We start from the raw sequence: 11,878 nt of genomic DNA, 5'->3' as shown, positions 1-11,878 counted from the left end.
TGTTCATAGCCGATATCACCGCTGACATTTTCTATGCGTGGATAACGCAGGACTTTTTGCCTAAACTTCTGCCCGCTTGCGTGATTGTCATGGACAACGCAACCTTTCATAAACGGCAGGATATCCAAACCGCCATTACCCATGCTGGGCATACGCTTGAATACCTACCGTCTTATTTCCCAGGCATTAATGACATTGAGCCAAAATGGGCCCAGGCCAAAGCCATCAGAAAAAGGAAAGGTTGTTCCATCGAGCAGCTCTTTGCCGCTTATGAAATTTGAATCAATTTATATGGGATTAACTATAGGGCGGCAACATGAGTAAGCGCAGATTATGTGGAAGTTTAAGAGCGTGACTACGATGCCATCCTGCCCCATCGAGTCCCAGGATAATCTGGTCATTGGGATGACGGACGCTACTTCATCCAGAAATAGCTGCCTGCAATGGCTATTAGCCTGAGGCAGGATAGGCGTATCCAGTTCACCATCAGCGACAGAGACAGCAGCATAAGCATAGACATATTCCCGGGTAATCCTGGCCTGGCATAATGGTCGGATAGGTTGAGAGCACCTACATCGGTGTGTATCGGAAACACGCCCAAAGCGAGCTTCATCCTGAAACATCAGACGAAGTATCCCTTCTGCTTGCCACGCCCGGTCAATTTCTATGAGGGTATCGCGAAGTTTTTTTTTCACTCATCCTGGGCGAGCACGTCTGCTTTGGGGTGGCGCTTATCAGGAGCAAGCTTGCGCCAGCCATGACGGTGCAGCAGGTTGTAGGTGGCTGCGAGCGATGTCTTGCGCTTTAAGCGGGCATCCAATGCTTGCTTGATTTCGCTCCCAATCAAAATGCCTCCCGCCGATGCTTTTTCTATAAAGGATGCTAGAAAAGCAACTTCTTCTTCACGCGAAAGATTCTCGCGCCGGCGCCCACCTCGGGTGGGCTTGGCTGTAGCACGTATACCGCCACTGCGGATGAGACCCATTCGAAGCTGGCGCGCCCAGCCTACTGAAACACCTGTTGCGGTAGCTGTTCGCTTCATTGATAAGCCAAACTCAAAAGGTAGCACTACAGCCTGTGCCTGTCTTAATTCTTCTATTGTTCTTGCATTAACCAGTCAATCCTTTGCTTGTTCCAACACCTCTTTACCACTGGCTACTCGTGCCATCACCATAATTCCTTTCATGAGCTACTTCTATTATTGTACTTATACTCCGCGCGGTCATGGTTGCGGAAAATATAAACGAAAAAACTCCTTATAATTTAATGGCTTCAGCATTTTTAAAATCCGCAATTGTGACCGCGCCGAGTATATGAAATAGAAATGGAATTACACCTTTCGGGGGAAGAAAACCTCGCTCAATATTAGACTCCCTCAAGCTCTGCCAGAGCTGTGGTAGCGTGATCCTTATGTCGAACTCACGTTAATGTAACCCTATAGGGCACAGAATCGGGGAGCGAGAGGTGTCTGAATGCTCGATACGTCAAACAAGCGCTCCCAGCATTATGTCGTTAGCTCTTGATCTCTGCGGGTTTAATTCTCCATCCCTTGGGGGGGAAAGTTAGTTGAAAACAAAAAGATGAAAAGAGCAATTAATACCTCTTACTAGCAGCATGGTAATTTATTGGAAGAATTTTACTCATAACGTAAAGCTTCCACTGGCTTTAATGAAGCCGCTTTATTAGCAGGATAGAAACCAAAGAATATGCCAATAATAGCTACAAAGGTAAAAGCTAAACCAATCATGCTAAATGTAATGACGATGGGCATATCTACAATCTGACTTATCATCCAAGCGCCACCGATTCCCAACACCGCACCAGTTAATCCGCCCAGAATACAAATCATCATAGCTTCCAATAAGAATTGCATGAGAATTGCACGGTGGCTAGCACCTATCGCCATACGAATCCCGATTTCGCGGGTACGTTCCGTAACTGATACCAGCATGATATTCATGATGCCAATACCGCCAACCAACAGTGAGATGGAGGCAATAGCTCCTAGCATCCATGCCATTACTTTTGCTGTGGTGCTTGCAACACTTGCTATGGCCGTTAGGTTCCGCACAGTAAAATCATTTTCCTTTCTGTCAGAGATACGATGGCGTTGCTGCAGTAAGCGAGTAATTTCCATTTCTGCTTCTTCCATCATGTCTGCGGATTTTCCTTGCACTAGCATATGACCAATTGAACCAGGAAATTGGTTGCCTAGAATTTGACGTTGAGCAGTGGTCAGTGGTATAAGTACATTGTCATCTTGGTCTCGCCCACTAAGGCTCTGCCCTTTAGTTGTAAGAACACCCACTACCAGAAATGGTTTGTTAGCGATACGAAATATTTTTCCAGTAGGATCTTCATTTCCGAATAAATTCTCAGCAGTTACTTTTCCCAAGACAGCAACACGGGTTGCAGAGCGTAAGTCTACTTCTGAAAATATTGCACCACTCTCTATGGACCAATTACCAACAGAAAAATAGTCTGGGGTTGTACCTGTTATCGTTGTGCTCCAGTTATTTGGACCATGGTTAAGTTGAGCGATTCCAGAAACGACGGGCGCAGTTGCTTCAATTGAAGATAATTCTGCTATAGCTTGGGCATCACCCACAGTCAGTGTTTTTACAGTTCCACTTCCAAATCGTAATCCGCCTGAGGAGGTTGCGCCTGGTAGTACCAGCAAAAGGTGACTCCCCATAGAAGCAATTGAGTTGTTAATATGGATTTGGGCACCTTGTCCGATTGATAACATCAATACAACTGCCGCAACACCAATGATCATACCAAGCATGGTGAGCACAGTGCGCAAACGATTGACCCGCAGCGCATGGAAAGCTTCACCGATAATGGTCAGAAAGTTCATGATGAAGTTGAAATTTTATTATCATGAAATAACATAATGGCACCTCTAAAAATTCAGAGTTCTAAACAAAACGAGGCGAGAACAACAAATGTTGGCGCTACATATGATTGATATATAAAAAAACATTTTATGAGAACAACAACGTATTGTGATGTAATATGAATTTTTAGAGGTGCCCATAAATTAAAACACGCATTTATTTTTATCTTGGATAATGCGGCCATCTTTTAGCCGAATGAGACGATTTGAATAGGAGGCAATATCATCTTCATGCGTAACCAGAATAATCGATATGCCTTGATCCTCATTAAGTTGTTTGAATAATGTCATGATTTCATGGCTGGTTTGTGTATCAAGATTGCCAGTTGGTTCATCAGCCAGGATAAGCTGTGGTTGATTAATTAATGCTCGACTGATTGCTACTCGCTGTTGTTGTCCTCCAGAAAGCTGATTGGGATAATGTAACGTAAACTGACCCAAACCTGTCTGTTGTAATAATGTTAATGCGTGTTTGCGGCTTTCTTTGCGGCTCATACCTGCATACAGTAATGGTATCGCTACATTATCCAGTGCTGTTATGCGCTTGAGTAAATTAAAGCCCTGGAATACGAAGCCTATACTACAATTTCGCACATGTGCTAGTTCATTGTTGGAAAGGGATGCAACATTGCGGCCAGCCAACCAATAATTGCCGCTTGTAGGCACATCAAGGCAACCCAGTATATTCATCAAGGTAGATTTTCCTGAACCGGATTGCCCCATGATAGCAATGAATTCTCCAGAGCGGATTTCAAGATTGATATCAAACAGCACCTGATGGCGAATAGGCTGATTTGCTTGGCTCTCTAATTTGTAAATTTTGCACAGATTCTCCACCCGAATCAATGGCTGATCTGGGGTACAGTCTTGACCTGACACTAGAACATCCTGAATCTAAAATTGCTCATGGATGCTTCATTTTGCTTTTTGCTCGTTGCATCACTGATAATTACCTTATCTCCTTCTGTTAGATCATCCGAAATAATTTCAGTGAAATTTCCATCTGTAATTCCGGTTATTACATTTATGGGTATAGGTACGTTATTTTCGAGGCGGTATAGGAGGGGATGACGGGATCGTCCAACAGGGGAGAGGCTGGAGGTAGGCATTTTATTTCTTGGCTTATAACGAAGTGCAGCATTAGGTACCCGAAGGGCAGCATTTTTTTGGTTGACTATGAAACGAACATTCGCTGTCATACCAGGTAACAATGTACCGTCATCGTTGATGACCATTGCCACTACGTTATAGGTCACAACATTTTCCTGAATTGCAGGATTCAATCGTATTTGTTTAACATGCGCTGTAAATTCTCGTTCCGGAAACGCATCTACTGTAAAAGAAATTTTCTGATCAGTGTATATCTGGCCTATGTCAGCTTCAGCAACACTAATATTGATTTGCATTTGCCGAAGATCACGGGCGATCTGAAACAGAATAGGTGTTTGGAAGCTAGCAGCAACAGTTTGTCCAACATTTACATCACGTGCGACTACTACTCCTGAGATCGGTGACCGAATGACACTGTAATTTAGGTTGGCACGATCACGTTCTACGTTAGCTTTGCTGATCGCCACTTGGGCTTGTGCAATATCTAATTGTTGTTCAATTTCGTCTAATGCTTCATTTGAAATAAATCCTTTTTGTAACAGAATGCGACTACGAGTTACTTTACTTGTTACATTTTTTAAAGTTGCCTGAGCACTCTTAAAATTCGCCTGCGATTGTTGTAATTGAGCTTTGAGAAGGGCTGGATCAAGTTCTGCCAATGTTTGGCCTGTTTTTACCTGATCATTAAAATCTACATATATTTTAGATACAGTGCCTGATACTTGTGTTCCAATATTGACAAGCTCAAGAGGTGTCACTGTGCCATTAGCTGAAATAATCTGAACAATATCTCCACGATCAACAGTTCTGGTTCGATATTCATCTTTTTCCGATTCTAACTTTTTATTGGTATATCCATAAATTGCACCAGCTACTAAAATGATTAGTAAAACAATGAACTTATTTTTGAGATTAAGGTGGGTCATTAGGGAGAGCCAAATCAGATCATATTTGAACAATGAAATGATGAAATAGGATCATCATAAGTTGATGGCTGATTTTAGGTATTAGCAGGGAAGTTTTATCGAGGTTACTACTTTTTCTCATTAGCAGCAACGAATTCCTTAAGCTGTCTCAAACGTGCCTCTACACTGGATAATTGATAAAAATTACCATTATCTTTACGTAAAGCAATCTCTAATTGCTCGATTGCAGCTTTATATTTTCCTTCTAGAATATAAACTTCTGCCTGAGCGCGATGTTGGAGCATATCGTTCCCTAAAGCAGAATAACATTGCGCTTCTAGTCGATGGAAATTAATGTTATCTGGAATGATTTTTGACTGCTTATTGAGGAATTCAAGGGCAGTCTGAGCATTTTGGTGGTTCAGTAAAGCTAATGTATAATCATAAATAAGGGCGCGATTTTGCGGATATACATTTAATGCAGTTTGGTAAATTTTAAATGCCTCTTTAATTTGTTTATTGGCCAGTTTAACTCGTGCAGCAAGGGCTTCGATCATAGCTCCTGACTGTAAATATTCACTTTCAACTAGAATTGGCTTACCCAAAGAATGATTCTTAAGTAAGCTGACAGAATGATCAGAGTGTATGATGCGGTATAGTTCATTTAATTCTTTATCTGCGCGCTTAGGTTGCTTGTCACGTAATAATGCAGAAATTAGGCCGTAGCGTTCTGCAATTTCATTTGCGTAACGCTTATCTTGTATACGTGCATCAAATTCCTTTACTGTATCAGTTGAATTTCCTAGAATGGCCTTTAACTTAGCCCGAACCAAGTGGAAATCAAGACTGCCGGGAACTTGCCGGTAAGGGAATTCTCGTGCGCGATTCTCAATATCGGCTATACGCTCATGAGTGAGCGGGTGCGTTCTCAGATAAGATGGGGCACCGTTTTCATAATATCGCCCAGCATTTTGCAAGCGCTCAAAAAAAGCTGACATCCCATGAGGATCAAATCCTGCTTTATGCAATATATTAAAACCGATTCGATCCGCTTCCTTTTCATGGTTACGTGTAAAATTCAATCGGGATTGAATGGCTCCAGCCTGTGCTGTAGCGAGTATTGCTTGTCCTGCTTGAGGATTGGAGCGAGAAGCAAGGATAGCTATAGCGAGAGCAGCAAGAGTCGTAATGAGTCCAATATGCTGCTGTCCAGAAATCATCCTTGCTAAATGTTTTTGAGTGACGTGAGCAATTTCATGGGCCATAACACCCGCTAATTCAGATTCACTTTGTGCTGCGATAATCAGTCCACTATTGAAGCCCATAAATCCACCTGGTAAAGCGAATGCATTGATGGATGAATCCTGCAGTGCAAAAAACTCGAATGATTGCTCTGGTTTTGCTTCATTTGATGAAGATATGAGCTTGTTACCTAGATTATTAAGATAGCCGTCTATTTCGGCATCATTTAGATAGCTAGGATCTGCACGAATTTGTCGCATAATCTCTAAACCGAGCTGTCGTTCTTGCCGAGGAGTGATCGTAGCTTGTGATATGTCACCAAGATCTGGAAGATCGTCTTCTGCGAAAATATTGGCAGGAAAAAGTAATGGTATGACTATGATCAGGTAGTAAAATTTCATGGCAATTTGATAATTACTCGCAAATCAAGTTCCCATACTTTTTTAGTAGCATACTGCTTGTCAGAAGAAAATGATTAAGTTTAACTAAACGGATGGTGTGTTATTGCAGAGATGATAAATTTGATTGAGTCGCGCATAATCTAGAGGTTGTTCTCATAATCCGATAAAAAAGAAACGGCTTTCTTGTCAGCGAATTCATGACCAATGATTTACAAGCAACTGTAGGTGCGGCAAAAAAATTTACTAAATGAGTTTAAGAGTTCTTATCTATTTAAAATTAATGTGAGTTCGGCATAAGAAAAGCTGTAAAAGAACCTTAATTCCAACTTAAATTCCTTATGAGGAAGCAATTTTGTAAAAGAATATTTCATTGCTGGCAGAGCCAGAGCCAGATTCAGATAGATACTATAGCGATTTTTTGTGCGATTGACGACTTTTGTAAAGGATTTGAATCGCGCTGCAACAGAATCAGCTTCATTGACTCGACCAAGCTCATTATGTTTTACCATCGTTATATTCTATCCGCATAACGTAATGGCAGAGTATGTTGCTCGGGGGGGGGGGGACAGTATGGCTTGGTTTTATGAGTTCAAACTACACTTAACCCTCAATGAGTAAGAAGAATTGCCGGGAATGAATATAATGGCGGGCAATGTTGATAACCGTGATGCAGTGCTGAGGTTATCACGTGCCTTGTTTGGGAGATTCTTTAGTGACCGTGGACTGCTTCCCCCAAGCGCTCTTTGAGAAATTATGCAATTCGGCATACAGCTCGTTACCAAGAACATAAAAAGCAAGCTGTTGCTGCTGTTTGATATACTTTCGTTGTGTAAACACTCGATCATTGTAACAGCCAACGATCAATTGAAAAAAATATCTTGGAAATCAAGCATTCCCGCCATTGCAGCCCATTTAACTTTTTTGTTAATCTGATAGCTGGGCTGGTGGCTTAAACGTTCCGCGAGAAGAAACCTTCCCTTAGTATTAGGTTCATTCAGGCTCATACAGTCGTAGTATATTGTGATAAGGTTTCATCACTTCGCAAAATAACTTTATCACTTCACGGCCTTTATTAAGAGGATCAGTATGGAACCCATGCCTGCTTCAATAGCTTGAATGCCGCTTGTAGTCCTGCTGCCAATACTCGAACAAGGGAAGGGCTAAATAGTCTGCAATCCTGTCCTATCGCAACCATAGATTTAGTTGCGCGCTTCAGAGCAAATAGCGTGACCAGTAATTTCAACAACTATACTGTCAGTTAGCTCGATGTCTACGATACCTTCTATATTCTATGCTTTAGAAATTTCTTTTAGAATTTTACTCATAGTGTAATGGTCTGTTACTAGGATGTTAAAAATGGATCAGAATAAAATTATCTTTGGGAATTTACCACCAGCATTTCGGTTATTTATTGATCGAGAATATGATTCATTGTTTAATTTAATGATGCGCTGCTTTTACTCCACCTTTCAAGATATAGCGCGTACCGCAATAAGGGCATAGTGCTTCACCGGTGGCTTCAATAGGTAAGAAAACACGTGGATGAGCATTCCATAGTCGCATTGATGGTGTAGGGCAATGCAAAGGTAAATCTTCCTCAGTGATTTCTATTTGTCGCTGATTAAGAGTAGTAGGTTGTTTATTCATGGATGGTTCCATTAAACTAGGTTAAATATGGTGTAGCCAGTCGGTATGATGGGTTGCTTTACCGCTGACACAATCGAAAAACAAAGCTTGCAACTGCTGAGTAATTGGGCCGCGCTTGCCATTACCAATGATACGATTATCAAGCTCTCGAATTGGGGTAACTTCTGCTGCAGTCCCTGTAAAGAAAGCTTCGTCCGCGCAATAAACTTCATCTCTGGTAATGCGTTTCTCGATTATAGGAATATTCATTTCTTGTGCCAACTCGATCACTGAATTGCGTGTGATACCTTCAAGGCAAGAGGTCAGATCAGGTGTATAAAGCTTTCCCTGTTTGATGATAAAAATATTTTCTCCCGAACCTTCAGCAATATACCCATCTACATCAAGGAGTAATGCTTCATGATAGCCATCCAGCGCAACTTCCTGGTGCGCCAAGATAGAATTGGTGTAGGTTGCGGCTGATTTTGCACGACACATATTAATATTTACATGGTGACGGCTAAACGAGGAAGTTTTTACACGAATACCATTTTCTAAGCTATCTGGCCCTAAATAAGTCCCCCATGGCCAAGCTGCAATTGCGACATGGACGGATAAATTTTTGGCAGATAAACCCATTGCTTCTGCACCGTAAAAGATGATAGGGCGAATATACCCAGATTCAAGATGGTTTTGTTTCACTACTTCCTTTTGCGCTTGCATCAGTGTGGCTTTATCAAAAGGAATAGCCATTCTGAAGATATGCGCTGAATTAAACAGGCGGTCAGTATGCTCAACTAAACGGAAAATGGCCGGTCCCTTGTTTGTTTGATAAGCACGTAGACCTTCGAATACGCCCATTCCATAATGGAGAGTGTGAGTAAGTACATGCGTGGTAGCATCTCGCCATGGAACCATTTTTCCATCGAACCAGATTACTCCATCGCGGTCTGCCATTGACATTAAAAGGCTCCCGATAAAAGTTCAAAGGCTACATTTTAGCGTATTTTTCAGCTAGTAATAAAAGGTTGCTAATTAACCATCCGTGTTTCCTTGAATGAAGCCATTTGGCTCATTCACTTATATCATGGTAATCAAGAGTAGAGCTGGTAATTCCATTTCTAAATCAAAACTGATTTTGTCGGCTTCACCTTGCCGTATTATTTATACTGTCTGCGGCACGCCTTCGCGTCATTTTTGATTTGGAAATGGAGTAAGACAAATACTCAATTAAAAAAGAAAGTAATAAATTTGATTTAAAATGTAATATTTCTGATCAATGAATACATAAAATGCCAGTTAACAATATGGGTTTATTTAATTTCCATGATTTTCTAGGGTCTTTTTGTTTGACTGAGCTATCTCTATCTAAGAAATAGATAATTTTATAATGCGTCGTTATATTCCATGGGGCTATGTTACCGCTTTAATCATCTGGTTAATTGTTTTTAGTGTCGCTTATTTATTTTTTGAGAATTGGCAAAAACCCAAAATTGCTATTATCCAAGATGGCTTGGCAGGCAATGAGGTTGTAATTCCTAGATCATGGGATGGGCATTATTATATTCGGGGGGAACTCAATGGATATCCTGTTGATTTTATGGTTGATACTGGGGCGAGTATCGTTTTTATAAGCTATGAGTTAGCGCGTGCTGCAAATTTGCCAAATGGTAGGCTGGCAAGTTTTTCAAGCGCTAGCGGTAAATTCCTGGGTGAAATTGTATCGGAACAAGATATCAAGGTAGGCGGTATTTTGGTAAAGGGATTGAGTGTAGGCATAGGTATGGAGGGAAAAGTGGGTCTGCTTGGGCAGAATTTCTTGCGTAGAGTTGAAGTGGTTCAGTCCAGGGATAAAATGATATTACGGGTTAGCACTACTGGCCAGACAGGAATTGAATGAATAGCTAATAGCAATTAAATCAATATTTATTGATATAGATTTATTCAATTATTCAAGATTAAATTAAAATATGTTCTATAAATTATTATTTTACTGGAGATTTTATGTTTCAGCATATAAAAGCGCCCCCTAATGGCGAAAAAATCCTTGTCAACAGCGATCTCTCGCTGATTGTGCCAGATTACCCAATTATTCCATTTATTGAGGGAGATGGGATAGGAATTGATATTACGCCTGTAATGATAAAAGTTGTGGATGCCGCAGTGTATAAGGTATATGGCGATAAGCGAAAAATTTTCTGGATGGAGATTTATGCTGGTGAAAAATCAACCAAGTTATATGGTGAGAATATTTGGTTGCCAGATGAAACATTACAGGCTGCAAGAGAATATGTGGTTTCTATTAAGGGTCCTTTGACAACGCCTGTAAGCGGCGGTATCCGCTCTATTAATGTTGCACTACGCCAGTTGCTTGATTTATATATTTGCTTACGTCCTGTTCGTTATTTCGAGGGGGTGCCTAGTCCAGTAAAAAATCCTGAGAAAGTCGATATGGTCATTTTTCGTGAGAATTCAGAAGATATTTATGCGGGAATAGAATGGGAGGCAGAATCAGCGTCTGCAAAGAAAGTGATCGATTTTCTGATTAAAGAAATGCAAGTAAAGAGTATTCGTTTTCCTCAATCTTCCGGTATTGGTGTCAAGCCTGTATCAAGAGAAGGAACTGAACGGTTAGTACGGAAGGCAATACAATACGCGATCGATAATGAGCGAAAATCAGTAACTTTAGTGCATAAGGGTAACATTATGAAATTTACCGAGGGAGCTTTCAAGAATTGGGGCTATAACGTGGCCATGAAGGAATTCGGTGCCGAATTGTTAAATGGCGGGCCGTGGGTGAAATTACCTGAGGATAAGGGAGGGATCGTGGTAAAAGACGTTATTGCCGATGCTTTCCTACAGCAAATTTTGTTGCGTCCTGATGAATATGATGTGATTGCAACTCTAAATTTAAATGGTGATTACATTTCAGATGCTTTAGCCGCGCAAGTAGGGGGAATTGGTATTGCCCCAGGGGCAAACCTAAGTAATTCAGTTGCGATATTTGAGGCTACACATGGAACTGCTCCTAAATATGCGGGTAAGGATCAAGTCAATCCTGGATCAATTATTCTTTCAGCTGAAATGATGCTAAGACATATCGGCTGGAATGAAGCTGCAGATATGATTATTAAGGCTATGGAAAGAACTGTCCAAGATAAAATGGTAACTTATGATTTTGCGAGACAAATGCATGGAGCAACTGAAGTGACATGCTCTGGATTTGGAAATGCAATGATAGCAAGAATGGGGTAGAAGTGGAGTAATGCAGCAAATTATATTTATATAACTGCTCATCGCCAGCATAAAACTGGCGATGAGTGTTTAGGATAATTGAAAGCAATTAGCTGGTTTTTGTACAGCTAACTACTCTTCTTTAAAACAAAGACAGAATAATTTATGAGTGTTGCAATATCTTAGGCAGACTGAATGTTTGAAGCCTGTTTCCCTTTGGGCCCTTGTGTAACTTCAAAGCTCACTTTCTGGCCTTCCTTCAGGGTTTTAAAACCTGTCATATTGATTGCTGAGAAATGGGCAAATAAATCCTCGCTACCATCATCAGGAGTGATAAAACCGAACCCTTTGGAGTCATTGAACCATTTTACTGTACCTGTTGCCATTTTTACTTCCTATAAAAAAACTGGGCTGGAAACCCTAATACTATTTGAATTTCAAGACCGCAAACGGCTCTAACC

13 protein-coding genes are annotated in these 11,878 nt (G+C 41.0%); 3 read left to right on the top strand and 10 right to left on the bottom strand.

Annotated elements, in window-relative coordinates; all coding sequences use genetic code 11:
- A partial coding sequence (locus BM122_RS13710; RefSeq protein ID WP_177198145.1) for a transposase occupies positions 1-281 on the top strand: 281 nt, incomplete at its 5' end.
- A 6-nt stretch (positions 282-287) separates the two neighbouring features.
- Here BM122_RS13710 and BM122_RS13705 read toward each other — a convergent pair.
- The 9 genes from BM122_RS13705 to BM122_RS13660 all read right to left on the bottom strand — a co-directional run bounded on the left by BM122_RS13705 (position 288) and on the right by BM122_RS13660 (position 9,146).
- A complete protein-coding gene (locus BM122_RS13705; protein ID WP_074906070.1) occupies positions 288-695 on the bottom strand; it encodes a hypothetical protein in 408 nt (135 codons plus the stop codon).
- Positions 692-1,042, bottom strand: coding sequence for a winged helix-turn-helix domain-containing protein (locus BM122_RS13700; protein ID WP_083398502.1), 351 nt, complete (start codon positions 1,040-1,042; stop codon positions 692-694). The genes BM122_RS13705 and BM122_RS13700 overlap by 4 nt, the downstream gene beginning before the upstream one ends.
- Before the next feature lie 594 nt (positions 1,043-1,636).
- Complete coding sequence (locus BM122_RS13695) at positions 1,637-2,860, bottom strand: ABC transporter permease (protein WP_074906068.1); 1,224 nt, start codon at positions 2,858-2,860, stop codon at positions 1,637-1,639.
- Positions 2,861-3,043: 183 nt separating this feature from the next.
- Positions 3,044-3,778, bottom strand: coding sequence for an ABC transporter ATP-binding protein (locus BM122_RS13690; RefSeq protein WP_074906067.1), 735 nt, complete (start codon positions 3,776-3,778; stop codon positions 3,044-3,046).
- The gene (locus tag BM122_RS13685; protein WP_074906066.1) at positions 3,778-4,935 is read right to left on the bottom strand and encodes an efflux RND transporter periplasmic adaptor subunit; all 1,158 of its coding nucleotides are present in this window, start codon (positions 4,933-4,935) and stop codon (positions 3,778-3,780) included. Before BM122_RS13685 ends, BM122_RS13690 begins: the two co-directional genes overlap by 1 nt.
- A 107-nt stretch (positions 4,936-5,042) precedes the next feature.
- Positions 5,043-6,557: a M48 family metalloprotease gene (locus BM122_RS13680; RefSeq protein ID WP_074906065.1), complete on the bottom strand. Its 1,515-nt coding sequence runs from the start codon at positions 6,555-6,557 to the stop codon at positions 5,043-5,045.
- 263 nt (positions 6,558-6,820) lie between these two features.
- A complete protein-coding gene (locus BM122_RS13675; RefSeq protein WP_074906064.1) occupies positions 6,821-7,066 on the bottom strand; it encodes a hypothetical protein in 246 nt (81 codons plus the stop codon).
- Between the two features lie 931 nt (positions 7,067-7,997).
- Positions 7,998-8,204, bottom strand: a complete 207-nt coding sequence (locus tag BM122_RS13665; protein WP_074906062.1) for a zinc-finger domain-containing protein — start codon at positions 8,202-8,204, stop codon at positions 7,998-8,000.
- Positions 8,205-8,225: 21 nt separating this feature from the next.
- A complete protein-coding gene (locus BM122_RS13660; protein WP_074906061.1) occupies positions 8,226-9,146 on the bottom strand; it encodes a branched-chain amino acid transaminase in 921 nt (306 codons plus the stop codon).
- Between the two features lie 427 nt (positions 9,147-9,573).
- Between BM122_RS13660 and BM122_RS13655 the strand changes: the two genes are divergently transcribed.
- Together BM122_RS13655 and icd are read left to right on the top strand one after the other, a co-directional pair.
- Positions 9,574-10,083: a retropepsin-like aspartic protease family protein gene (locus tag BM122_RS13655; protein ID WP_083398501.1), complete on the top strand. Its 510-nt coding sequence runs from the start codon at positions 9,574-9,576 to the stop codon at positions 10,081-10,083.
- A gap of 104 nt (positions 10,084-10,187) precedes the next feature.
- On the top strand, positions 10,188-11,438 hold the full coding sequence (gene icd / locus BM122_RS13650) for an NADP-dependent isocitrate dehydrogenase (protein WP_074906060.1): 1,251 nt from the start codon (positions 10,188-10,190) through the stop codon (positions 11,436-11,438).
- Between the two features lie 161 nt (positions 11,439-11,599).
- Here the strand turns inward: icd and BM122_RS13645 are convergent, their stop codons facing one another.
- Positions 11,600-11,803, bottom strand: a complete 204-nt coding sequence (locus tag BM122_RS13645) for a cold-shock protein (protein ID WP_011112285.1) — start codon at positions 11,801-11,803, stop codon at positions 11,600-11,602.
- Positions 11,804-11,878 lie beyond the last annotated feature (75 nt).

Source organism: Nitrosomonas communis (genome assembly GCF_900114745.1).
GTDB classification, from domain to species: Bacteria; Pseudomonadota; Gammaproteobacteria; order Burkholderiales; family Nitrosomonadaceae; genus Nitrosomonas; species Nitrosomonas communis_A.
This window is presented reverse-complemented; position numbering and strand designations above follow the sequence as displayed.

What these genes read in the sequence shown, in the direction of transcription:
- BM122_RS13665 (WP_074906062.1), bottom strand. Translation starts at nt 8,204, where the DNA reads ATGAATAAACAACCTACTACTCTTAATCAGCGACAAATAGAAATCACT.
- BM122_RS13700 (WP_083398502.1), bottom strand. Translation starts at nt 1,042, where the DNA reads ATGAAGCGAACAGCTACCGCAACAGGTGTTTCAGTAGGCTGGGCGCGC.
- BM122_RS13645 (WP_011112285.1), bottom strand. Translation starts at nt 11,803, where the DNA reads ATGGCAACAGGTACAGTAAAATGGTTCAATGACTCCAAAGGGTTCGGT.
- BM122_RS13655 (WP_083398501.1), top strand. Translation starts at nt 9,574, where the DNA reads ATGCGTCGTTATATTCCATGGGGCTATGTTACCGCTTTAATCATCTGG.
- BM122_RS13685 (WP_074906066.1), bottom strand. Translation starts at nt 4,935, where the DNA reads ATGACCCACCTTAATCTCAAAAATAAGTTCATTGTTTTACTAATCATT.
- BM122_RS13675 (WP_074906064.1), bottom strand. Translation starts at nt 7,066, where the DNA reads ATGGTAAAACATAATGAGCTTGGTCGAGTCAATGAAGCTGATTCTGTT.
- BM122_RS13680 (WP_074906065.1), bottom strand. Translation starts at nt 6,557, where the DNA reads ATGAAATTTTACTACCTGATCATAGTCATACCATTACTTTTTCCTGCC.
- BM122_RS13660 (WP_074906061.1), bottom strand. Translation starts at nt 9,146, where the DNA reads ATGTCAATGGCAGACCGCGATGGAGTAATCTGGTTCGATGGAAAAATG.
- icd (WP_074906060.1), top strand. Translation starts at nt 10,188, where the DNA reads ATGTTTCAGCATATAAAAGCGCCCCCTAATGGCGAAAAAATCCTTGTC.
- BM122_RS13695 (WP_074906068.1), bottom strand. Translation starts at nt 2,860, where the DNA reads ATGAACTTTCTGACCATTATCGGTGAAGCTTTCCATGCGCTGCGGGTC.